21 protein-coding genes are annotated in these 22,389 nt (G+C 73.5%); 9 read left to right on the forward strand and 12 right to left on the reverse strand.

What is annotated here, in order from left to right; translation table 11 throughout:
• Nucleotides 1-279 precede the first annotated feature (279 nt).
• Nucleotides 280-1,359 (reverse strand): DNA alkylation repair protein, encoded by a 1,080-nt coding sequence (locus tag ACIBZJ_RS00430; RefSeq protein WP_395923859.1) that lies wholly within the window; start codon nt 1,357-1,359, stop codon nt 280-282.
• A 20-nt stretch (nt 1,360-1,379) separates the two neighbouring features.
• Nucleotides 1,380-1,865 (reverse strand): carboxymuconolactone decarboxylase family protein, encoded by a 486-nt coding sequence (locus tag ACIBZJ_RS00435; RefSeq protein ID WP_395923861.1) that lies wholly within the window; start codon nt 1,863-1,865, stop codon nt 1,380-1,382.
• A gap of 115 nt (nt 1,866-1,980) precedes the next feature.
• On the opposite strand from ACIBZJ_RS00435, the gene ACIBZJ_RS00440 reads away from it, so the two are divergent.
• Nucleotides 1,981-2,391: a DUF6069 family protein gene (locus tag ACIBZJ_RS00440; protein ID WP_395923863.1), complete on the forward strand. Its 411-nt coding sequence runs from the start codon at nt 1,981-1,983 to the stop codon at nt 2,389-2,391.
• 161 nt (nt 2,392-2,552) lie between these two features.
• On the opposite strand, the gene ACIBZJ_RS00445 is transcribed toward ACIBZJ_RS00440, so the two are convergent.
• Genes ACIBZJ_RS00445 through ACIBZJ_RS00460 form a run of 4 tightly spaced genes read right to left on the reverse strand, consistent with a single transcriptional unit; the run spans nt 2,553 to nt 6,822 of the window.
• Nucleotides 2,553-3,515: an NAD-dependent epimerase/dehydratase family protein gene (locus tag ACIBZJ_RS00445; protein ID WP_395923864.1), complete on the reverse strand. Its 963-nt coding sequence runs from the start codon at nt 3,513-3,515 to the stop codon at nt 2,553-2,555.
• Between the two features lie 4 nt (nt 3,516-3,519).
• Nucleotides 3,520-4,176, reverse strand: a complete 657-nt coding sequence (locus ACIBZJ_RS00450; protein WP_395923866.1) for a response regulator — start codon at nt 4,174-4,176, stop codon at nt 3,520-3,522.
• On the reverse strand, nt 4,173-5,342 hold the full coding sequence (locus ACIBZJ_RS00455; RefSeq protein WP_395923868.1) for a sensor histidine kinase: 1,170 nt from the start codon (nt 5,340-5,342) through the stop codon (nt 4,173-4,175). The genes ACIBZJ_RS00450 and ACIBZJ_RS00455 overlap by 4 nt, the downstream gene beginning before the upstream one ends.
• The gene (locus tag ACIBZJ_RS00460) at nt 5,329-6,822 is read right to left on the reverse strand and encodes an alpha/beta hydrolase (protein ID WP_395923870.1); all 1,494 of its coding nucleotides are present in this window, start codon (nt 6,820-6,822) and stop codon (nt 5,329-5,331) included. Before ACIBZJ_RS00460 ends, ACIBZJ_RS00455 begins: the two co-directional genes overlap by 14 nt.
• A gap of 131 nt (nt 6,823-6,953) precedes the next feature.
• On the opposite strand from ACIBZJ_RS00460, the gene ACIBZJ_RS00465 reads away from it, so the two are divergent.
• The gene (locus ACIBZJ_RS00465; protein ID WP_395923872.1) at nt 6,954-9,038 is read left to right on the forward strand and encodes an MMPL family transporter; all 2,085 of its coding nucleotides are present in this window, start codon (nt 6,954-6,956) and stop codon (nt 9,036-9,038) included.
• Here the strand turns inward: ACIBZJ_RS00465 and ACIBZJ_RS00470 are convergent.
• Both ACIBZJ_RS00470 and sigK read right to left on the reverse strand, forming a co-directional pair.
• Nucleotides 9,014-9,757: an anti-sigma factor domain-containing protein gene (locus tag ACIBZJ_RS00470; protein ID WP_395923874.1), complete on the reverse strand. Its 744-nt coding sequence runs from the start codon at nt 9,755-9,757 to the stop codon at nt 9,014-9,016. The genes ACIBZJ_RS00465 and ACIBZJ_RS00470 overlap by 25 nt on opposite strands.
• On the reverse strand, nt 9,754-10,341 hold the full coding sequence (sigK, locus tag ACIBZJ_RS00475; RefSeq protein ID WP_395923876.1) for an ECF RNA polymerase sigma factor SigK: 588 nt from the start codon (nt 10,339-10,341) through the stop codon (nt 9,754-9,756). The genes ACIBZJ_RS00470 and sigK overlap by 4 nt, the downstream gene beginning before the upstream one ends.
• Before the next feature lie 422 nt (nt 10,342-10,763).
• Here sigK and ACIBZJ_RS00480 point away from each other — a divergent pair, with 422 nt between their 5' ends.
• Nucleotides 10,764-11,405, forward strand: coding sequence for a fasciclin domain-containing protein (locus ACIBZJ_RS00480; RefSeq protein WP_395923878.1), 642 nt, complete (start codon nt 10,764-10,766; stop codon nt 11,403-11,405).
• Between the two features lie 38 nt (nt 11,406-11,443).
• Here the strand turns inward: ACIBZJ_RS00480 and ACIBZJ_RS00485 are convergent, their stop codons facing one another.
• Entirely contained in the window at nt 11,444-12,301 is an 858-nt protein-coding gene (locus ACIBZJ_RS00485) for an alpha/beta fold hydrolase (protein WP_395923880.1), read from the reverse strand.
• A 137-nt stretch (nt 12,302-12,438) separates the two neighbouring features.
• Between ACIBZJ_RS00485 and ACIBZJ_RS00490 the strand changes: the two genes are divergently transcribed.
• Nucleotides 12,439-13,932 (forward strand): hypothetical protein, encoded by a 1,494-nt coding sequence (locus ACIBZJ_RS00490; RefSeq protein WP_395923882.1) that lies wholly within the window; start codon nt 12,439-12,441, stop codon nt 13,930-13,932.
• Here the strand turns inward: ACIBZJ_RS00490 and ACIBZJ_RS00495 are convergent.
• Together ACIBZJ_RS00495 and ACIBZJ_RS00500 are read right to left on the reverse strand one after the other, a co-directional pair.
• Entirely contained in the window at nt 13,929-14,831 is a 903-nt protein-coding gene (locus ACIBZJ_RS00495; RefSeq protein ID WP_395923884.1) for an alpha/beta hydrolase, read from the reverse strand. The two genes, ACIBZJ_RS00490 and ACIBZJ_RS00495, sit on opposite strands and share 4 nt — an antisense overlap.
• 32 nt (nt 14,832-14,863) lie before the next feature.
• Nucleotides 14,864-15,466 (reverse strand): TetR/AcrR family transcriptional regulator, encoded by a 603-nt coding sequence (locus tag ACIBZJ_RS00500; protein ID WP_395923886.1) that lies wholly within the window; start codon nt 15,464-15,466, stop codon nt 14,864-14,866.
• A 148-nt stretch (nt 15,467-15,614) separates the two neighbouring features.
• On the opposite strand from ACIBZJ_RS00500, the gene glyA reads away from it, so the two are divergent.
• Genes glyA through ACIBZJ_RS00525 form a run of 5 tightly spaced genes read left to right on the forward strand, consistent with a single transcriptional unit; the run spans nt 15,615 to nt 21,698 of the window.
• A complete protein-coding gene (glyA, locus tag ACIBZJ_RS00505) occupies nt 15,615-16,922 on the forward strand; it encodes a serine hydroxymethyltransferase (RefSeq protein WP_395923888.1) in 1,308 nt (435 codons plus the stop codon).
• A complete protein-coding gene (locus tag ACIBZJ_RS00510; protein ID WP_395923890.1) occupies nt 16,919-18,151 on the forward strand; it encodes a sarcosine oxidase subunit beta family protein in 1,233 nt (410 codons plus the stop codon). Before glyA ends, ACIBZJ_RS00510 begins: the two co-directional genes overlap by 4 nt.
• Before the next feature lie 10 nt (nt 18,152-18,161).
• Nucleotides 18,162-18,407 carry a sarcosine oxidase subunit delta gene (locus ACIBZJ_RS00515; RefSeq protein ID WP_395923892.1) on the forward strand — a complete coding sequence of 82 codons (246 nt, stop codon included), beginning with the start codon at nt 18,162-18,164 and terminating at the stop codon, nt 18,405-18,407.
• On the forward strand, nt 18,404-21,202 hold the full coding sequence (locus tag ACIBZJ_RS00520; protein ID WP_395923894.1) for a 2Fe-2S iron-sulfur cluster-binding protein: 2,799 nt from the start codon (nt 18,404-18,406) through the stop codon (nt 21,200-21,202). Before ACIBZJ_RS00515 ends, ACIBZJ_RS00520 begins: the two co-directional genes overlap by 4 nt.
• Nucleotides 21,195-21,698 carry a sarcosine oxidase subunit gamma gene (locus ACIBZJ_RS00525; protein ID WP_395923896.1) on the forward strand — a complete coding sequence of 168 codons (504 nt, stop codon included), beginning with the start codon at nt 21,195-21,197 and terminating at the stop codon, nt 21,696-21,698. Before ACIBZJ_RS00520 ends, ACIBZJ_RS00525 begins: the two co-directional genes overlap by 8 nt.
• Here the strand turns inward: ACIBZJ_RS00525 and ACIBZJ_RS00530 are convergent.
• Entirely contained in the window at nt 21,695-22,363 is a 669-nt protein-coding gene (locus ACIBZJ_RS00530; protein ID WP_395923898.1) for a GntR family transcriptional regulator, read from the reverse strand. The two genes, ACIBZJ_RS00525 and ACIBZJ_RS00530, sit on opposite strands and share 4 nt — an antisense overlap.
• Between the last annotated feature and the right edge of the window lie 26 nt (nt 22,364-22,389).

Genomic DNA, 22,389 nt, shown 5'->3' on the forward strand with positions numbered 1-22,389 from the left:
CGGCCTGCGGCCCGGTGCCTGCGGCCTGCGGCCCGGTGCCTGCGGCCTGCGGCCCGGTGCCTGCGGCCTGCGGCCCGGTGCCTGCGGCCTGCGGCCCGGTGCCTGCGGCCTGCGGCCTGCCGCCCCAGCGCCTGCGGGTCTGCCGCCTGCCACCCCGCCGCCGGGCGCCTGCCACCCCGCCGCCCGGCGCCTGCGGCCCGCCGCCCGGCGCCTGCGGCCCGCTGCTCGGCCGCCCGGTCGAGGGCCGCCGGGTGTGGCCGGCGGGGCACCTCGGGGGCGTCAGCGCAGCTCGAAGGTCGCCATTGGAGTGGCGACCCCGTTGACCTGCAGGGCGATCGCGTGCGGGCCGGGGTAGTAGCGCCGGGTGGTGATCACCCGGAACGAGTGGGCGCGACGGATCTCCGCGGCCTCGCCCGGCTGGAGCGTCGCGGTCGTGAGCTTGAACGTCTTCGCGGTCTGGGAGCCGTTGGCCTTCCGGTGGTACACGAGGTAGTCGATCGCCAGCCGGGCGGCTTCGTCGCCGGTGTTGCGGACGGTCGCCCGGAACTCGATCGCGTCGCCGATCCAGACGACGTCGGCGTCGAGGGTCGGGCCGTCGACGTGAACGGAGGCTTTGCCGTACCCGAGGAGCGCGAGCGCCCCGGGATCGCCCCGCTTGACCAGCGTGCGGAGGCCGTGCCGGACGACCTGGGCGGTGCGCGCGTCGGGCGCTTCCAGCCACCGCGCGGCCGTCGTGACGACCAGCTCCGGATGATCGCGGCTGAGGTCGTTGAGGTGGTTGGCCACCGAGCGGCGGACGTAGTCACTGGGGTCGCGGTAGAGCGCGTCGAGGATCGGGATCGTCTGCGCGGACAGCCCCGGGACACGGACCGCCCACGGCAAGTACGGCCGGGTGCCCTCGGACGCGAGCCGCCGGACGTCGGTGTCGTCGGAGCCGGCCCAGCGCAGGGCGATGGCCAGGGCGCGGCCGAGGTCGTGGCGGAGCAGCGTCCGGATCGCGAACTCGGCGGTGAGCAGGCCGGTGAGCCCGGCCAGGATCGCCATCGCGTCGTCGAAGGCCTCGTCGCTGCCGTCGTCGACGGCCCGGGCCGCCACGGCGGTCGTGACCGGCCAGACCATCCAGCCGGCCAGGTGCGGCGTCGCGGTGCGGACGACGTCTGCGAGCTCGCGGTAGCCGCCGGGGACGTCGGCGAGCAGCGCGTCGCGGAGCAGGTCGGCCCGGGCGCGCAGCGCGAGCCCGCCGAGCCCGGACGCCGCCGCGTGCACCGCGGTCAGCGGGTTCCGCGGCGCGGCGGTCGCGAGGGCGCGGGCCAGGTTCTCGGCCGTGGCGGCACTGAGGAGTTCGTCAGCGAAGGGCACGCACTCTGACTACCAGGGCCCTACGACAAATAGCCGTTCGCCGCCAGCGCGCGGGCATGCGCCGCGTAGTGGGCCGGGTCGCTGGGCCGGACCGTGGCCAGGCCGTCGACGTATCGGTTGAACATCGAGAACGCGGCCGCGATGAGCACGGTGTCGTGGATCGCACGGTCGTCGGCGCCGGCCTCCCGGGCCCGGGCGACGTCCTCGCCGGTGACCGAGCGGCCGTCCACCCGCACCTTGTCGGCGATCGCGAGCAACGGCTCGAGTGCGGAGTCGGCTCCCGTGGCACCGAGCTCGCGGGCCACCGCGCCGTGCGTCTCGGCGCAGAACGTGCAGCCGTTCCCGCGCGACACGTGCGCGGCGATCGTCTCGCGCTGGGCCGGGGACAGCGGCGACGGGCCGCGCAGCAGCGTCTCACCGAGGGCGTTGAGATGCACGGCGACGTCCGGGCGGGCGGCGAGCAGGCCGACGATGCCGGGCAGCGGCGGGAGTTCGATGTGGGGCATGGTGCCAGGCAATCAGAAAACTCTTCCGGCGGGTGTCGTAGTGGCGGTCGCGGCTTCGTAGTGGGGATGAGAGACCGGCACGGAGCCGGTTCGCAGGAACCCACGGAGGCTCGACATGACCACCACCACGATCACCCCGGCCACCAGCACGTCGGCCCGTTTCGTGCTCGTCACCGGGTTGCTCGCCACCGCCGCGGCCAGCGTCGCCACCGCCTCGGTCGCCGCCGCCGGCTCCGCCGCGGGGATCAGCCTCGACGTCTCCGGTGCCCCGATCCCGGTGCCCGGCTTCGCCACCCTCACCGCGATCTTCTCACTGGTCGGCGTCGTGATGGCCGTCGTGATGGGGCGCTTCGCCCGCCGTCCGCGCCGCGTCTTCGTCCGCACCACGCTCGTGCTGACCGCTCTGTCGCTGGTCCCCGACGCGCTGGCCGACGCGGCCCCCGCCACCAAGGCCCTGCTGATGCTCACGCACCTGGTCGCGGCCGCGATCGTGATCCCCGCGATCGCCCGCCGCCTCGCCGCCTGACCCCGCCGCCCCCCAGGCGGCCCCGCCTCCCAGGCGGCCAGGCGGCCCCGCCTCCCAGGCGGCCAAGCGGCCCCGCCTCCCAGACGGCCAAGCGGCCAAGCGGCCCCGCCGCCAGACCCAGAACCTGGCCCGGAGCCCGCGGCTCCGGGCCACCGGGCGTCCTACTCCGGCAGGGCCGGGACGCCGTGCACCTGGCCGTTCTCGATCAGCCACGGCAGGGCCTCGCGCAGTGCGTCCAGCGACGAGTACTTCGGGACGTAGCCGAGCACCTCCCGGGCGCGGCCGATGCTCGCCGCGATGCCGCGCTCGATGTGGTCGCGGGTGATGGCGGCGTGCTCCGCACCGACGCGGCGCTCGAACTCGTCCCACTCGACGAAGTCGAGGACCGGTTCGCGGCCGTACCAGCCCGCCACCCCTGCGGCCAGGCCGCGGGACGTCATCGCCCGGTCGGCGACCACGTGGAAGCTCGACCCGACCGCCTCCGGACGGCTCAGCGCGAGCTCGAAGGCCTGGGCGACGTCGTCCGCGTGCACGTGGTTGAGCACGCCGAGGCCGAGCGCGGGGAGCGCGAGCGGCTCGCCGGTGGCCAGGCGCCGCCAGACGTCCGGGTCGAGGTTTCCGGCCGGGGTGATCACCGGCCAGCCGGGGCCGGAGATGTGCCCGGGGTGCAGAACGACGCTCGGCACCTCGGTCTCCTGCCGCAGCAGGGCCTCGATCGCGACCTTGCCCTCGCCGTACTCGCCGTAGCCGGTCCGGGGCTCGTCCTCGGTGACCGGCACCCGCGCCACCCGGCCGTGGACCCAGATCGTGCCGCAGTGCAGCAGCAGCGGCCGAGCCGGGCGGAGCGCGTCCAGCAACTGCCTCGCCGACGAAGGGGTGAAACAGATCAGGTCGACGACCGCGTCCGGCTCCAGCGCCGCGATCCGGGCGCCGAACGTCCCGGCCGCGTCCTCGGCGTCCCGGTCGACGGCCAGTCGCTCGGCCGACCGCCACTCCGGCGCCTCGTGGTACGGCGCCCGTTCACCCCGGCTGATCGCGACGACGTCGTACCCGGCGCGCACCAGCCGCGGCACCAGGTAGCTGCCGATGTGTCCCGTCGCCCCGATCACCACTACTCGTCGCATGCCCCTATTCCAGCAGACTGTTCTCGTAGGCGTAGATGACGGCCTGGACCCGGTCGCGCAGGCCCAGCTTCGTCAGCAGGTGCGACACGTGCGTCTTCACGGTCTGCTCGCCCACGTACAGGCGGGCCGCGATCTCCGCGTTGGACAGGCCCCGCGCGAGCTCCAGCAGGATCTCCCGCTCCCGGGCGGTCAGTTTGTCGAGCCCGTCGGGCGCGGACGGGCGCGGAGCCGGCGCCATCCCGGCCGTGAACGTGCCGACCAGCCGACGGGTCACCGACGGATCGATCAGCGCGTCCCCGCGGGCCGCGATCCGGATCGCGCCGAGCAACTCTTCGGTCGGCATGCTCTTGAGACAGAAGCCGCTCACCCCGGCCCGTAGCCCCCGGTAGACGTAGCTGTCGTCGTCGTAGGTCGTCAGCAGCACGACGCGGGTGCTCCCGCCGCGCGACAGCACGGCCTCCGCCGCGGTGAGCCCGTCCAGCCGGGGCATCCGGACGTCGAGCACGGCGACGTCGGGGCGGAGGCGTTCGATCTCGGCCACGGCCGCCTGACCGTCGCCGACGTCGGCCACGCACTCCAGGTCGTCCTGGGTCTCGAGCGCGCTGCGGAACCCGGAGCGGAAGAACTCGTGGTCGTCGGCGAGCAGGACACGGATCGTCACGGGGCCTCCGGTAGGGGCAGCGACAGGCTGGTGCGCCAGGTGCCGTCGGGCTCGGGCCCGGCCGTCACCGAGCCGCCGAAGAGGCCGGCCCGGTGCCGGATCCCGTCGACGCCCCGGCCGGTGCCGGCGGTGCCGGCGCCGTTGCCCACCCCGTTGCACGCGGTGACCCGCAGCTCGGTGGGCGTCCGGACCACGGACAGGTCGAGCGTGCCGTCACCGTGGCGCGACGCGTTGGTGAGGATCTCCTGCACGATCCGGTAGGTCGCCAGGTTCACCGAGTCCGGCAGGTCGTGCGGCGACAATCCCTCGACCCGCAGGTTCACCGCGAGGCCGGCGCGCCGGCTGCCTTCGACGAGTTCGTCGAGCGCGTGCAACCCCGGCTGGCGGACGCCGTCGGACTCCTCGCCGTGCAGCAGATCGAGCATCCGCCGCAGATCGGCCAGGGCCGCCCGGCTGGACGCCTCGACCTGCTCCAGCGACGCCGTGGCGCGTCCCCGGCCGGTTTCCATGCCCAGGCGGGCCGCGGCCGCGTGCACCCCCATCGCGCTGACGTGGTGCGAAATCGTGTCGTGGAGGTCGCGGGCGATCGCGGTCCGTTCGGCCTCCACCGCCGCCGCCAGCCCCAGTGCCACGGTGCGGCGCTGCTCGTCCGCTTTCCGGCGGACCTCCGCGATGTAGCCGCTGCGACCGGTCGTGTGCCGCCCGAGCAGCCAGGGCAGGAACGTGTTGGAGAACGTCAGCAGGACGTTCTCGGTGAGCCCGTCGTACCCCTGTGCGTATTGCGCGGCGAACATGCCCGCGATCAGCGCGGCCAGCTGCGCCCAGGACCGGCGGCCGTCGACCCAGGCGCCGGCCCGATAGGCGGCGAACACCAGCCCGACGCCGTTGTCCATCCCGGTTTCGTGCTGCCCGGTGGCCCACAGGAGCAGGAGCGGTACCGCCAGCCGCACCACCGCGTGGGCGACCGCCACCGACCCGGCCGTCCGGGCCGGCAGCGCGAGCGCCAGGTCGGTGACGAGGACCGCGACCCCGGCCACGACGAGGCCCGCTCCGAGCGGGAAGTCCGACGCATGGATCACGAACGGAATCCCGTCGGCGATCACGCAGCCGATCGCGATCAGCAGCGAACGGCGGCGGAGCACCGCGGTCTCGTCATCGCCGCGCATCGCGAATGAACCGGACGATGGTGGCGGCTCCCTCCGGCGTGGACGCGGGGGTGTGGCCCGCCCCGGCGATCTCGACGAAGGTCGCCCGGGGGAATTGTGCAGCAGCCGCCCGGCCCGACTCGCTCGGGGTGTTGGCGTCGAGGTCCCCGTTGAGCACCAGCACCGGCGCGCCGGGCATCGCGGCACCGGCCGGGAACGGCGACCGCGCGGTGCGGTCGTCCGGCCAGTTCAGGCAGGCGCCGCTGTCGAAGTCCGCCCGGCTGACCCAGGCCCGCGCGGAGAAGGGAGCGGACGCGGCGTCGTCCAGACCGGCCACCGAGGCGTCGTAGTCCGCGCGGCGGGCCGCCGTCCCGTCGGCGTAGGAGTACGCGCGGAGGTAGTCGTGGCAGGTCGTCGCCCACTGCTGTGCGTCGGACAGCACCGTCGGGCCGTACGCGTAGATCGTGGCCTCCTCGATCAGGCTGTCGGCGACGAGCTCGCGCACCGGCCCCAGGTCACCGTGGCGCGCGGCCGCCACCGCGCCGGCCAGCCTCAGCTGCGCGCCGGTGTCGGGCCGGCTGGAATACACGCGACCGGCCACGGACGTCAGCTGCCACTCGTCCAGAGGAAGGGTCTGCACGGTGCCGTGGAACGTGACCGGCACCGTGGAGGGGTGGGCGCGCAGGCGTCGCAGCACCGCGGCGAGGTCGGCGAGCACCTGATCGCCCGAGCATTGCGCGGTCCGCGTGCAGACCAGGCGGACCGCGCGGCGGAAGGCCGCGGCCGCGACCTCGCCGTTGGGGTCGACGTTCACCGCGTACGCACCGGCCAGCGTGACCGTCCGGACGTGGGTCGGATGGCGCTGGGCGTACACCGCCATGAGGTAGGTGCCGTAGGAGACGCCCAGCAGGTCGAGGCGTCCCAGGCCGAGCGTCGCGCGGACCGCGTCGAGGTCGTCGGCGACGGCGGCGGAGCCGTAGTCGTCGGCCCGGTCGCCGAGTTGGCGGCCGCACTCGCCGATGAGCGTCCGCTGGCGCTCGAGCGACGCGAACGCCCGCACCGGGCCGGCCAGCGCCGGGCAGCTCAGCGGCGACGAGCGGCCGACCCCGCGCGGGTCGATCAGCAACAGGTCACGGCGGTCGAGCAGCGGGGCGAGCGCGTCGTCGAACGACTTCCCGCCCACGTCGATCGTCGAGGTGCCCGGCCCGCCGGGATTCGGCACGATCGTGCCCAGGCCCGGCCGCGTGGTGTCGGTATGCGGGACCAGCGCGAACGACACGGTGAGCGTGCCGTCGGCCGGATGGCGGCGGTCGCGCGGAACCGTGACCTGCCCGCACCGCGCGGTCGGCAGGGCGGGCAGCCCGGGACACTCGGCGAGGGCCCCGAACGTCGTGCGGGAGACCACCGGGGTGGGCTGGGCACCGGCCGCCGGGGCGGTGGAGGAGACACCGCATCCGGCGGTGGCTGCGACCGCGGCCAGAGCCGCCACGAATTTCTTCATGGGACCCGACGGTAGGCAGCTCCGCGGTCCGCGTCGTCCGTCGCGGGCGGGAGCCGATCTCACGCTTGCGGGTGAGACGAAACCCTCGGCCGTGTGACGACCCCGGGCCCGCCGGCCGAGACGCTGAGCGGGTGAAACCGAACACCATCGCGGCGTGGAGCATCCGCCGTCCCTGGCTGGCCGTCGGCCTCTGGCTCGCGTTCGTCGCCGTCTGCGTGACGCTCGGGAGCGTCGTTCCCGGTCGCTCCGCGACCCCGCTCGAGACCGGCGTCGGCGAGTCGGCCCGCGCCGGTCACATGCTGCGCGACGCCGGGCTCGCCGACGCGGCGACCGAGAACGTCCTGATCACCTCCCGGAGCGGTCGCCTCGATGCGGACGCCGCCCAGGCGGCCGCCGCGGCCGTCGGCGGGCGGATGAGCGGCCTCGGCGAGGTCCTGCAGATCGGTGTGCCGGTCCTCGCGAAGGACCGCGACGCGGTGCTGCTGCCGGTGTCGATGCGAGGAGACCCGGACACGGCGGTCGATCGCCTGCCCCCGCTGCGGGAGGTCACGCGCGCGGTGGCCGCGGAGTTCCCCGCGCTGCGGATCGAGCAGGTCGGCGACGCGTCGATGGCCGCCGGGCTGAACGAGCAGCGGGCGGCCGACCTCGACCTCGCCGCCCTGGTCAGCCTGCCGATGACGCTGCTGATCCTGAGCGTCGTGTTCGGCGCGCTGGTCGCGGCCGGTGTGCCGGTGCTGCTCGGACTGTCGGCGGTGGCGGCCGCGTTCGGGCTCTCGACGCTGGTGTCGCACGTCATCCCGACGACCGGCACGACCGCGGCGATGGTGCTGCTGATGGGTATGGCGGTCGGCGTCGACTACTCGCTGTTCTACGTCAAGCGGTACCGCGACGAACGGGCCCGCGGTGAGGGACACCTCGACGCCGTGCAGATCGCGGTCGAGACGTCGGGCCACTCGGTGATGGTGTCCGGGGTCGCCGTGATCGTCGCGATGCTCGGGCTGTTCTTCGTGCAGGACGTGACGTTCTCGTCGCTGGCGGCCGGATCGGTGCTGGTGGTGGCGGTGGCGATGCTCGGGTCGCTGACCGTGCTCCCGGCGCTGCTGGCGGGACTGGGCCGGGCCATGGACCGGCCGCGGGTGCCGGTGCTCTGGCGTCTGACCGCCCGGCCGGGCCCGCCGCGGCTCTGGCCCGCGCTGCTGCGGCCGACCCTGCGTCGTCCGGTGCTCGCGCTCACCGTCTCGGTTCTGGCCCTGCTCGCGGTGGCGGCCCCGGCGCTGGGGATGACGCTGCGCAACCCGTCCGTCGACGAGCTGCCGCGTGGTGTCCCCGAGGTGGTGACACTGCACCGGATGATCGACGCGTTCCCCGGCGACGAGACCACCCACCAGGTCGTGGTGGTGGCGCCGGCGGCGCAGGCGTCCGCGGTCGACGCGCGGTTGCGGACGCTCGGCGACTCGATTCGGGTCTCCGACGACCGGCGGACGCACGAGCTGACCGTGACCCTCGACGCGGACGCCGAGTCGGTGCGCGCCCGTGCGCAGGTGACGCGGCTGCGCGAGCGGCTGCCGTCGGTCCTGCGCGGCCTCGACGCCCGGTGGGCGGTCGGCGGGGAGACGGCGGCGTCGGTGGACTTCACCACCAACGTGAACCGGGCCCTGCCCTGGGTGGTCGGGTTCATCCTGCTGGCGACCGCGGTCGTGATCGTGGTCGCGTTCCGGTCACTGGTGCTGGCGCTGGTGACCGCGGCGAGCAACCTGCTGTCGGTCGCCGCGGCGTTCGGGGTCATCGCGCTGGTGTTCCAGGTCGTCGGCGGCGGAGCGGTGGTGAGCTTCATCCCGCTGTTCGCGTTCGCGGTGCTGTCCGGGCTGTCGATGGACTACCACGTGTTCGTACTGACGCGGATCCGCGAGCTGGTGGCGTCCGGGCTCCCCGCGCGCCTCGCCGTAGCGCGGGGAATCACCGAATCGGCCGGAACCGTGACCAGCGCGGCCGTGGTCATGGTGTCGGTGTTCAGCATCTTCGTGCTGGGACACGGAGTGGAGTTCAAGCAGCTCGGCGTCGGGTTGTCGACGGCGGTGCTGATCGATGCGCTGCTCATCCGGGCCGTGGTGCTGCCCGCGGTGCTGACGCTGCTGGGCCGGTGGGCGTGGTGGCCGTCGCGCCCCGGCCCGGCCGCCCAGGCGCCCGCCGGTCAGCTCATCGGCAGTACCGCGTAGACGTTCGTCGGGGTTGCCGATCCGCCGGCCTTCTCGACGCTGACCGCCACCCGGTCGGTGTCGGTGAGGTCGTGGACGAGCAGCGAGCCCAGCCGGGTTCCGACCGGCAGGGCACCGAGCGACTCGGCCGGGCCGCTGGTCAGGTGCCAGACCTGGTAGGTGTGGCCGGCCGGAGGGTCTCCGAGGCCGCCGAACGTGACCACGGCGGTCTTGCGCGACGGGGAGTAGACCGCGGTCAGGCGGCCGGAGGGCACATCGGTCGCGACCCGGAAGCGGGCATCGGCGGCCGAGAGCACGGCACGCATCGACGCGTTCTCCTGCTCGGCCGCGACCACCCGGGCGTGCTCGTCCGCGACCCGGTCCTGCTGCACCCACCAGGTGCCGCCGACCGATCCGGCGAGCACGACCGCCGCGGCGGCGACCCGGCTCCAGCGTGCGGTCGGCCGCTGGGACGGGCCGGAGCGACCGTGACGCTGCGAGGTGCGGCGGGCGGCGGCCAGCACCCGCTCGCGCAGGTGCGCCGGTGGGGTGGCGAGCTCGGCGCTGCCCAGGCGGGCGGCGGTCGCGGTCAGCTCGGCCGCCTCGGTACCGCACGTCGGGCAGGTCCGCAGGTGCCGTTCGACGGCGGCCCGCTCGACGTCGTCCAGTGCGTTCAGGGCGTAGGCGCCGATGAGCTGGTCGACATGGCCGTCCTGGCCGTGGTTCGGGAACGTGGTCATCGGGTCACTCCGAGGCAGTCGCGCAGCCGGATGAGGGCGTCCCGCATCCGGGTCTTGACGGTGGGCAGGGGAAGGCCGAGGTTCTCCGCGACCTGGCGGTAGCTGCGTCCGCCGTAGTAGGCCAGCGTGATGGCCTCCCGCTGCACGTCGGTGAGGCCGCGCAGGCAGCGGAGGACCTGCTGGCGTTCGAGCCGTCCGTCGACGGTCTCGGTGACCACGTCGTAGGCCGGTGTCTCGGCCGCGGCCACCCGTTGTTCCCGGTCGGTGGCGGCCTGCGCGCTGCGGACCCAGTCGACCGCGCGGCGATGGGCGAGCGTCAGGATCCAGCTCGACGCCGAGCCGCGCGCCGGATCGAATCGCGGCGCGGTCCGCCAGACCTCGACCAGGACCTCCTGCGTGACCTCTTCGGCCTGGGCCGGGTCGCGGACGACCCGGAGTACCAGCCCGTACACGCGCGGAGCGACCGCGTCGTAGAGGCTCGCGAAGGCCGCGTCGTCACCCCGACCGGCCTGCGTGAGCAGCGCGGACACCGCGTCCGGAGGGGGAGACGCGGGTTCGGCCGCTTGCCTTTTCAGGCGGTCCATCGGCGGGGCCTCCTCGGCGTGGGACGACAGGGTCACCGGTAGTTCGGAGCCACCGGTCCGGCGGATTGGTCATCCGGGTCGTGAACCGACATCCCGGCCATCCATTCAAAGATTTCCCCGGATCGACCAATCCGGTCGCCTCGCCGCTCCGAATACCTGATGTGACACGGACAGACCGACTCGCGTTCGGCGCCCCGATCGGGGAGGCCGCCGCCGGCGCCGCCCCCGGGACGGCCGAGCCGGCGGCGACAGCGGCCCCGGCCGCGCCGTCGCCGCTCGGAGCGGCCGCTGCGGTGACGGTGCTCTTTTTCCTGGAGGGGAGAGCACCGCGCACCGCAGCGGCTCCGGGCGTGGAGGTTCCGCCGGACCGCTCAGTCGTCGTCACCGTTTCCTGATTCACTCCCGATCGGAAGGACCTTTCCATGACTCGCATCCGTACTCGGCTACTCGGAGTCACCGCAGCGTCACTGTTCGCGCTGAGCCTGGCGGCTTGTGGCGGCTCCGACGACACGGCCTCGTCGTCGGCGGCGACCAGCGCGCCCGCTCCCTCGGCCAGCGAGATGACCTCCACCGGTACCTCGGGCATGGACCAGCCGTTCGGCGCCGCCTGCTCGGCCGTCCCGGCCTCCGGCTCGGGCAGCTTCAGCGGCATGGCCCAGGACCCGGTCGCGACCGCGGCCAGCAACAACCCGGTGCTGTCGACGCTGGTCACGGCCGTGAAGACGGCCGGACTGGTCGACACGCTCAACGGCGCGAAGAACATCACGGTGTTCGCGCCGACGAACGACGCGTTCGCGAAGCTCCCGCCGGCGACGCTCAAGGCCGTGCTCGCCGACAAGGCCATGCTGACGAAGATCCTGACCTACCACGTGATCGGCCAGAAGGTGACTCCGGAGCAGCTCGGCACGGCCGGGCCGTTCAAGTCGCTGCAGGGCGGCGAGGTCACGGTCAGCGGCAGTGGTGAGGACTTCACCGTGAACGGCGACTCGAAGGTCGTCTGCGGGAACGTCCAGACCGCGAACGCGACCGTCTACCTGGTGGACACCGTGCTCATGCCGAAGTGACGCCGACCGGGAGCGCCCGCACCGGGCGCTCCCGGGCTCTACCCGAGGACTTCGCGCAGGCAGACCGCGAACTCCTCGGGTTTACCCGTGTATCCGAACTCGCCGCCGGTGAAGCCGCCGTGGTGGCTCGGGAACACCGCGGCCTCCTGCCCGAGCAATGCGGCCGTGGCGCGGGCCGTCCGTGCGGTGTAGGTGTCGCCGGTTTCCTCGCCGACCGCGATCACGATCCGGCTCGTCGCCGCCTTCAGAGCCTCGGCGTCGGGCCGGTAGTCGCTGACCGCCCAGGAGTTCTTCGACAGCAGTGGGTTGTCGCGGGTGCCGTCGTCTTCGGTCGGCAGGCCGAACGCGGCCGGGTCGGGCGTCGGCTGGGCGAAGTACTCGTCGGTGAACTCGCCCGGCCAGGACGTCACCCGGAAGAATTCGGCCATGCCCGCTCCGGTGCCACCGGTCTCGTACGCGGTGTTGAAGGCGGCCCGCGCGCGGTCGGCGGCCTCGGCGTCGGGGAGCACGGGGTTGATCGGGGGCTCGTGCGCGACCAGCGTGCGGACGTCCCCGGGGTGGGTCGCGACGAGTTCGAGCCCGGTGACCGCGCCACCGCTGCTGCCGAACACGTCGACCGGGCCCGCGTCGAGGGCCTCGATGAGCAGATGCAGGTCGGCGGCCTGTTGCTGGGGCGTGTGGTCGACCCGGCCGTCGCTGCGGACGCTGCGGCCCAGACCACGCGGGTCGTACGTGACGACCGTCCGGTCGGTGAACAGCCCGGCGAGCGTCGCGAAGCCCTCCGCCGTCATCGGCTGCCCGATCATCAGCAGCACCGGACGTCCGCCGGCCGGGGGAAGCGGGCCGCGGACGTCGTAGACCAGGTCGACGCCCGGAAGGGCGAGCAGGTGCGCCATGCGGGCAGCCTAAGTCGTCAGGTCGCAGCGGGTGGGGCCGACTAGGGAATCGAGGTGCGCGCGAAAGGCTGGACGGGGTGGCGGATCTGCTTCCGGATGCCGGTCGGTCACCGGCGGGACAGGTGGCCCCCCGACGCGTGCCCGCGGAGAGCGGCTCCCCGGAGGGCGGCTCGGCGGCAGGCGGCTCGGCGCGGGCGGACTGGCGGGTGGCGCCGGCGTGGGCCGGGCTCGCGATCTACGCACTGGTGGGTGCGGTGCGGGCCGGATGGTTCTCCGAGGGCGACACGTTCTGGCAGGTCCGGACCGGCTTCGCACTCCGGGCCGAGCGCACGGTGTTCCTGACCGACACGTTCTCCTGGACGGTCGCGGGCCGCGGGTGGCACCCGAACTCCTGGCTGTTCGACGTCCTGTTGTCGTGGGCCTACGGACGCGGTCACCTCGTCGGGCTGGCGCTGGTCGTCGCGTGCTGCGTGGCGGTGGTCGGGGTCGCCGCGGGCGTGGCCGGCCGGGCGCTGGGCACGCGCACGGACACGTTCGCGGTCTGTGCGACCGCGCTGGTGCTCCCGATGACGGTGTGGCTGAGCGCCCGCCCGCAGACGCTGACGTATGCGCTGCTACCGATCGTCGTGCTGCTGGCCGCGCGGGTGATGACGTGGCGCGGGCGGACGCTGGGGTTCGGGCTGGCGGGGCTGTACCTGCTGGTGGCGCTCTGGATGAACCTGCACCTGGCCGCACTGGCGGCGATTCCCGCGGTCGCGGCCGGGCTCGGGCTGCTGGTACTGAGCCGCCGTCGGGACGGACGGCATCGGCTGCTCCGCGTGGTGCGGGCCGCGGCGGCGCTGGCGGCGGTGGTGCTCGGGTGTCTGAGCTCGCCGTTCGGCGTCGGCGCGGTGGAATCGGCGCTGGCCACCCGTGACGCGTCGGACGAGTTGATCCCGGAGTGGGCGCCGTTGTGGGGCGCGGGTTCGTTGCCGCTGTTCACGTGGATCGCCGCGGTGCTGGCGTTCGTGCTCACGGCGGCGGCGTGGCGCCGGCGACCGCGGGACCCGCTGCTGCCGGTCTGGACCGGCGCGGTCGGAGTGCTGCTGCTCGGCGGCGTCGAGGCGGCCCGGTTCTCGCCGATGGCGCTGATCCTCGCGCTGCCCGCGGTCGCGTCCTGGGCGTCCGACGTCGACTGGAGGGCCGGACCGGCCCGGCGGCGGGTCGCGTTCCTGACCGGAGGGACCGCGGCAGGGTTCCTGGTGACGCTGGCGGTCGTGGCCGTGGTGCGGATCCCGTACCTGGGACGCCCGACGCCGGCCAGCTATCCGGCCGAGGCGACCGTGCGGGCGATCCCGGACGGCTGCCGGGTGCTCAACGAGTACGACGACGGCGGGTACCTGATCATGCTCCGGTCGGACGACGGGGTGCGGGTGGCGATGGACGGCCGCAACGACGTGTACGGAGCCGGGCAGATCAGGTTCGTGCAGGACCTGATCGAGGGACGGGCGGGTGCCCTGGACGAACTGGCCCGCCGCGACGTGCGATGTCTCTTGCTGATGCCGCGGCGGGCGCTGGTGGAGCAGGCGAAAGCCGCCGGGTGGCGCGTCGCGGCCACCGACCGCAACCGAGTCCTGCTCGTGCGCCCCTAGCGAGCCAGGCGACGCTCCAGGAACGACACCTCCGCCGCCACCACGGCCTCGTGCCCGGCCAGGAACGGGGCGTAGTGGCCGCCGGGGACACGGACGAGTTCGGCGTCGGGTGCGCTCCGGGCGGCGGCGACGCCGGGCTCGGCGAGCGCCGTGCGGTCGTCGTCGGCCACCACGACCAGGAGGGGGCACCGGGCCCGGGCGGCGTCGCGTCCGGGGCGGTAGACCGGGAGCGTGAGCACCGCCCGCGCCGCCACCGTTCGCGACCAGCCGGCGTAGGCGCCGTCGGGGTCGAGGGCGGCGTCGCCGTCGAGGGCGTCCGGGGTGGAGAGCATCGCGACCGTGCCGGGAGGGCCGGTGAGGGGCAGCAGACGCGGAGGACGGCCGAAGAGCCCGCCGATCGCGTCGAACAGGCCCCGGCCGGTGACGCGGGCCAGCGCGCGGCCGGTGGTGAACGTGCCGGCGTTGCGGGTGGCGGCCAGGCCGTCGGCGTTGGGGGTTTGGGCGACGGCCGCCGCCAGGCCGGGCAGCGTGGCCGCGAGCCGGAACACGTGGCCGCCGGCCAGCGAGAACCCCCAGATCGCGATCCGGTCCGGTGAGACATCCGGCAGCGTGCGCGCGAACGCGACGGCGGCGGCGAAGTCGTCGAGCTGATCGGCGATCCGGCCGACCTGACGTGGTTCGCCGCCGCTGGCGCCGAAGTGCCGGAAGTCGAACGCCAGCACGGTGAAGCCGGCGGCCGCGAACGCCGCCGCGAAACGGTCGGTGCCCGGCTCCTTCGTGACGCCGTAGCCGGGGCCCATCACGACGCAGGCCCCGTTCGTCCCCGGGTACAGCCAGGCCGCGCAGGTGTCGTTGCCGCTGGAGAACCGGACTTCGCTCCGGAGTGAGGTAGCGCTCATGGAAAAAGTGAACCACGTGGTTCTCATCGTGTCTACGGACCGTCGGCGGCTTCCCGGTCCATGGCGCGGGCGAGCGCCTCCAGCGCCGACTCGATGCGCGTGGTGTCGGACGTCGTCCGCCAATCCATGAGGAAGCCGCGGAACGTCGCGAGCAGAAGGTTCGCGACCTCCTCGCGGCGGGCCGAACTCCACTCCGGCGGGAGGAGCCCGGTCAGGGGAGCGAGGTACTGCTCGGCGGCCTCGCGGGCGAGGTGCGCGTAGCGGGCCGGGTCGTACATGGCCAGCCCGATCGCCTGGTCGATCACGCGCAGCCCGGTGGCGTCCGCTTCGAGCATCGGCCAGATCGCGCGGATCCGGTCGCCGAGCGTGCCGGACGGCAGGGCGGCCACCGCCTGCAGTGCGTTGCCGACGCGCTGGCCCCGGAGCCGGAGCAGAGCCTGGGCGAGCAGGTCGTCGCCGTCGGCGAAGTAGTAGAGCAACACCTTGTGCGTGGTTCCGGCGGCCCGGGCCGCCCGCCGGAGCGAGAAGTCGACGAGCCCGTGCTCGGCCAGATCCCTCGTCACCGATTCGAGCAGTTCGGCCCGGCGCTGCCGTCCCTTCGCCGAATCCGCGGAGCGCCGATAGGTCTCCTGCACGTCAGCCGGGCCGGAGCGGCGTGTCTGCGGGATCGTCGCGCATGGCGCCACAGTAACGCCGGTGCTCGTACCACCGGCCGACCTTGACGCGGGGCAGCGGCGCGCCTACCGTCGACGACAACTGATATACCAGTGCACAGGAGTGGATATGTCTAGCCTGGTCACGTCGACCGTCCCCGACCTGCACACTCCGCTCGCCGAGGCCGATCCCGAGGTGGCCGCGGCCATCACCGCCGAACTCCACCGCCAGCAGACGACGCTGGAGATGATCGCCAGCGAGAACTTCGCGCCGGTCGCCGTGATGCAGGCGCAAGGCTCGGTGCTGACGAACAAGTACGCCGAGGGCTACCCCGGCCGTCGGTACTACGGCGGCTGCGAGAACGTCGACGTCATCGAGCAGCTGGCCATCGACCGCCTCAAGGCCCTGTTCGGCGCCGAGTACGCGAACGTCCAGCCGCACTCCGGCGCGCAGGCCAACGCCGCCGCGATGGCGGCGCTGCTACAGCCGGGCGACACGATCCTGGGCCTCGACCTCGCCCACGGCGGTCACCTCACGCACGGCATGAAGCTGAATTTCTCCGGCAAGCTCTACGACGTGGCCGCCTATCACGTCGACCGCGAGAACCACCGGGTCGACATGGCCGAGGTCGAACGGTTGGCCCACGAGCGAGGTCCGAAGCTGATCGTCGCGGGCTGGTCGGCGTACCCGCGGCAGCTCGACTTCGCCGAGTTCCGGCGGATCGCCGACGAGGTCGGCGCGTACCTGATGGTCGACATGGCGCACTTCGCCGGGCTGGTCGCGACCGGCCTGCACCCGTCGCCGGTGCCGCACGCGCACGTGGTCACGTCGACCACCCACAAGACCCTCGGCGGCCCGCGCGGCGGCTTCATCCTGTCGGCCGCCGACCTGGCCAGGAAGTTCAACTCGGCGGTGTTCCCGGGGCAGCAGGGCGGCCCGCTCGAGCACGTCATCGCGGCCAAGGCGGTCGCGTTCAAGCTCGCCGCCGAACCCGCGTTCCGCGAGCGACAGGAGCGGACGCTGGCCGGCGCGCGGCTCCTGGCCGGCCGCCTGCTCGCCGACGACTGCCGGCAGGCCGGCGTCGGCGTGGTCAGCGGTGGCACCGACGTCCACCTGGTGCTCGTCGACCTGCGGGAGTCGCCGCTCGACGGCAAACAGGCCGAGGACCGGCTGCACGAGATCGGAATCACCGTGAACCGCAACGCGGTCCCGTTCGACCCGCGCCCGCCGATGGTGAGTTCCGGGGTCCGGATCGGAACCCCCGCGCTGGCCGCCCGCGGGTTCGGCACCGAGTCGTTCACGGAGGTCGCGGACATCATCGCGGCGGCGCTGCAGCCCTCGCCGGAGATCGACGCGCTGCGCGCCCGGGTCACCACGCTCGCCGGGCGCCACCCGCTCTACACCGACGGCCCGGTCTCGTCCGGTGGCACCGCATGACCCGGCCCGGCCCGGGCGCCGGCCTGCCTGACCACCCCGACTTCCTCTGGCGCGATCCCGAGCCCCGGAAGTCCTACGACGTGGTGATCGTCGGCGGTGGCGGCCACGGCCTGGCCACCGCGCACTACCTGGCCGCGAACCACGGCATCACGAACGTCGCCGTGCTGGAGAAGGGCTGGCTCGCGGGCGGCAACATGGCCCGCAACACCACGATCATCCGCTCGAACTACCTCTGGGACGAGAGCTCGGCGATCTACGAGCACGCGCTGAAACTCTGGGAGGGCCTGGAGGACGACCTCGGCTACCCGATCCTGCTCAGCCAGCGCGGCGTGCTGAACCTGGCCCACAGCCTGCAGGACGTCCGCGACAGCGTCCGCCGGGTCGAGGCCAACACGCTCAACGGCATCGACGCCGAATGGCTCGGCCCGGACGAGGTCCGCACGATCTGCCCGATCGTGAACACCTCGGCCGACATCCGCTACCCGGTCATGGGCGCGACCTATCAGCCGCGCGCGGCGATCGCCAAGCACGACTACGTCGCCTGGGGGTTCGCCCGCCGCGCCGACGAGGCCGGGATCGACCTGATCCAGGACTGCGAGGTCGTCGGGTTCTCCACGGCGGCCGATCGGGTCACGACCGTCAAAACCACCCGAGGCGACATCGCGGCGGGGAAAGTCCTGCTCTGCGCAGCCGGGCACACCAGCGTCCTCACCGGGCTGCTCGGGTTCCGCGTCCCGCTGCAGAGCCACCCGTTGCAGGCGCTCGTCTCCGAGCTGCTCGAACCCGTGCACCCGACGATCGTCATGTCGAACGCGGTGCACGTGTACGTGTCCCAGGCCCACAAGGGTGAGCTCGTCATGGGCGCGGGCGTCGACTCCTACAACGGGTACGGCCAGCGCGGCGCGTTCCACGTCATCGAGCGGCAAATGGCCGCCGCGGTCGAGCTGTTCCCGATCTTCGCCCGCGCCCACCTGCTGCGCAGCTGGGCCGGCATCGTCGACGTGAGCCCGGACGCCTCGCCGATCGCCGGCCGGACCCCGTACGCGAACGTCTACCTCAACTGCGGCTGGGGGACCGGCGGGTTCAAGGCCACCCCGGGCATCGGCTGGTGCCTGGCCGACACGGTCGCCAACGACGAACCCCACCCGTACGTGGCGCCGTTCTCGCTCGACCGGTTCGTCACCGGTGCCCTCGTCGACGAGCACGGCGCCGCCGCCGTCGCGCACTAAGGAGCCCGCTGTGCAGCTGATCGAATGCCCCTGGTGCGGGCCCCGCGAGGAGGTCGAGTTCTCCTACGGCGGCCAGGCCGGGGTGGCCTATCCGGCCGACCCGGCCGCGCTCTCCGACGAGGAGTGGGCGCACTACGTGTTCTACCGCGACAACCCCAAGGGCCGGTTCGCCGAGCGGTGGAGCCACGCCGCCGGGTGCCGCCGCTGGTTCAACGCGGTCCGCGACACCGCCACCTACCGGTTCGAGGATCGATGAGGACCCCCGCCGGAGGCCGGATCGACCGCGACCGCACGTGGACGTTCACGTTCGACGGCGAGACCTACACCGGCCACCCCGGCGACACGCTCGCGTCCGCGCTGCTGGCCAACGGCCGCCACGGGGTCGCCGGCAGCATCAAGCTCGGCCGCCCGCGCGGCTTCACCGCCGCCTGGGCCGAGGACTCGGGCGGTCTGGTCCAGATCGAGGAACCGTTCCCGGAGCCGATGCTGCTCGCCACCACGGTCGAGCTCCACGACGGCCTGTCGGCCTCGGGCCTGTCCGGACAGGGCCGCCTGGCCGACGTCCCCGACGTGGCCCGCTACGACGCCAGACACCACCACGTGGACGTTCTGGTGGTGGGGGCGGGACCGGCGGGTCTCACCGCGGCACTGGCCGCGGCCCGTGGCGGGGCCCGGGTCGCGCTCGTCGACGAGCAGTCCGAGGCCGGCGGCGCGTTGCTCTCCGCCCCGCCCGGATCCGACGGTCCGGCGGCAGGCTGGGCCGAGGCCGCCGTCGCCGAACTGGCGAGCTACCCCGACGTACTGCACCTGCAGCGCACGACCGCGTTCGGCAGCTACGACGACGGGTTCGTGCTCGCACTCGAGCGCCGCACCGATCACCTCGGCGCGGCGGCACCGCGGAACATCTCCCGCCAGCGGATCTGGCGGCTGCGCGCCCGCTCGATCGTCGTCGCGACCGGCGCGCACGAGCGGCCGATCGTGTTCGCCGACAACGACCGGCCCGGCATCATGCTGGCCGGGGCGGCCCGGACGTTCCTGAACCGGTACGGCGTGCGGGCGGGCCGGGAGGCCGTGGTCTTCACGACGAACGACAGCGCGTACGAGGCCGCGCTCGACCTGCACCGTGCGGGTGTCCGGGTGCGGGCACTGGTCGACGCGCGCCCGGCGGTCGGGTCGCGGCTCGCCGACGCGTGCGCCGCGGCCGGCATCTGGGTGGTACGCGAGTCCGTGGTCACCGGCACCCGGGGCGTCGAGCGGATCACGCACGCGCTGGTGGCGTCCGGTGACGACTCAGTCGCGTCCCCGGTCGCCTGCGACCTGCTGCTGGTCAGCGGCGGCTGGAACCCGGCCGTGCACCTGTTCAGCCAGGCCCGGGGGAAGCTCCGGTACGACGACGCACTCGGCGCGTTCGTCCCGGGCGAGCAGCTCGACGGCCTGATCGTGGCTGGCGCCGCCAACGGCGTCTTCGACCTGCCCGGCTGCCTGGCCGACGGGGCCAGGGCCGCGCGGGAGCTCGGCTTCGAGCCCGGGGACCTCCCGGCCGTGCCGGCGGCCGAGCCACCGGCCGCGCCGCTGGTGCTGTGGCGGGTACCGGGCGACGAGTCCGTCCAATTCGTCGACCTGCAGCGGGACGCCACCGTCGCCGACCTCCGGCACGCGGTCGGCGCCGGACTGCGGTCGATCGAGCACGTCAAACGCTTCACGACGATCGGTACCGCTCACGACCAGGGCAAGACGTCCGGCGTGCTGGCCTCGGGGATCGTCGCCGGGCTGCTCGGCGTCGGCGTGGAGGAGACCGGAACCACGACGTTCCGGCCGCCGTACACGCCGGTGGCGTTCGCGGCCCTGGCCGGCCGCGACCGCGGCCGTCTCTTCGACCCGGAGCGGTACACCGCGCTGCACGAGTGGCACGTCGGGGCGGGAGCCGTCTTCGAGGACGTCGGCCAATGGAAGCGCCCGCGCTACTACCCGCGGGCGGGCGAGGACATGGAGACCGCGGTGCTTCGCGAGTGCGCGGCCGCGCGAACCGGTGTCGGCATCCTCGACGGCTCGACGCTCGGCAAGATCGACGTCCAGGGCCCGGACGCCGGCGTGCTGCTCGACCGGCTCTACACGAACCTGATGAGCACGCTGAAACCCGGCCTGGTCCGGTACGGCGTGATGTGCGGTGCCGACGGCATGGTGATCGACGACGGCACCGTGATGCGGACCGCCGCCGACCGGCTCCTGGTGATGACCACCACCGGCGGCGCGGCGAAGATCCTCGACTGGATGGAGGAATGGCTGCAGACCGAGTGGCCAGGGCTGCGGGTGCGCACCACGTCGGTCACCGAGCAGTGGTCCACGTTCCCGGTTGTCGGCCCGCGCTCCCGGGACGTCGTCGGCGCGGTCTTCCCGGACGTCGACGTCTCGAAGGAGGCGTTCCCGTTCATGGCGATCCGGGAGACCACACTGGACGGCGTGCCGGTCCGGCTGGCGCGGATCAGCTTCTCCGGCGAGCTGGCCTACGAGGTGTACGTCAACTCGTGGTACGCCGGGGCGGTGTGGGAGCGGCTGCTGGACGCCGGGCGCCCGTACGGCATCACGCCCTACGGCACCGAGACCATGCACGTGCTGCGGGCCGAGAAGGGCTACCCGATCATCGGGCAGGACACCGACGGCACGGTGACGCCGCAGGACCTCGGCATGTCGTGGGTGGTGTCGAAGAAGAAGCCGGACTTCGTCGGCAAGCGCTCGTTCTCCCGCGCGGCCAATCAGGATCCGCTGCGCAAACAGCTGGTCGGGCTGCTGCCGCTGGACCGCGAGACCGTGCTGCCGGAGGGCTCGCAGATCATCGAGGAACTCACCGAGCCTCCGGTGGCGATGCTCGGCCACGTCACGTCCAGCTACCGCAGCGCCGAGCTCGGGCGGCCGTTCGCGCTCGCGCTGGTCAAGGGCGGCCGGTCGCGAATCGGTGACACCCTCCAGGTCCCGGTGGGTGGCACGCTCGTCCCGGTCGAGGTCACCGGTTCCGTGCTCGTCGACCCGGAAGGAGCCCGCCGCGATGGCTGAGCTGCTGCGCACGCATCCGTTGTCGTCCCGGGCGGACGCGCTGGCGGCGGCCGGAATCAGCGTCGAGCCGTACGTCGCGATGGTGAACGTGCGGGCGGACGCGGGTCACCCGTCGGAGCCGAACACCTGGGTCGAGGTCAACGGCGGCCGGGAGATCTGGCGCGGCCCCGACGAGTGGCTGCTCACCAACCCGGCCGAGGACCCCGGGGACTACGAGGCGCGGATCCGGGCCGAGGTCGAACCGCGGGGCGGCGTCGTCACCGACGTGTCCGCGCAGCGGATCACCCTGCGGCTGACCGGTGCGCAGGCGAGGGAAACCTTGTCGCACGGGTGCGCGATCGACCTGCACCCGCGGGTGTTCACGCACGGGCAGTGCGTCCAGACGCGGGTCGCGCAGGCGGTGGTCGTCCTGCTCCGCGATCGCGACGACTACGTGCTCCTGGTCCGCTCGTCGTTCGCGGGCTACCTCGCCGACTGGCTGCTGGACGCCGTTTAGATGACCGCCCGGATCGCCCGCTCGAACCCGACGACGTGTGCGCGGGCCAGGTGGTCGGCGCGGTCGCCGTTCCCGGCGGCGATCGCGCGCAGCAGCTGGACGTGCTCGGCGACGACGTCGAGGTCGGTCGTGTCCAGCCGGTCGAGGAACAAGCAGTGAATGCGCGTCGCCAGGTTGTGGTAGCGGATCAGGACGTCCTCGAGGTGCGGATTGCCCGCGGCCCGGTAGATCGCCCGGTGCACGCCGAGGTCCCACCGCATCACGTCGGTGCGGTTCGTGTGGTGAACGTCCAGCCGCTCGGTGCCGACCGCCAGGTCTTCGAGCTCGGCCCGGGCCGCGCGGGGAGCCCGTTCGGCGGCCCGGCGGGCGGCCAGCGGCTCGAGCTGGACCCGGATCTCGGAGAGGTGCGCGAGGTCGGCGATGTCCATGCCGGTCGCGAACGTGCCGCGACGGGAGTAGGAAACCACCAGCCGGTCGACCTCCAGCCGCTTCAGCGCCTCGCGCACCGGGGTACGCCCCATGCCGAGAGACTTCGCGATCGCGTCGTCGTCGATCGGCTCGCCGGGGCGGATCGTCAGCATGATCAGCTGATCCCGGAGCGCGAGGTAGGCGCGGTCGGCCATCGAGGCCGGAGCCGGGTCCGACCCGAGCGGGACTGCGCACATGACACTAATATATCAGGAGCCCGGCG

Origin of the sequence: Cryptosporangium sp. NPDC051539 (assembly GCF_044454545.1) — a bacterium.
Lineage (GTDB): Bacteria > Actinomycetota > Actinomycetes > Mycobacteriales > Cryptosporangiaceae > Cryptosporangium.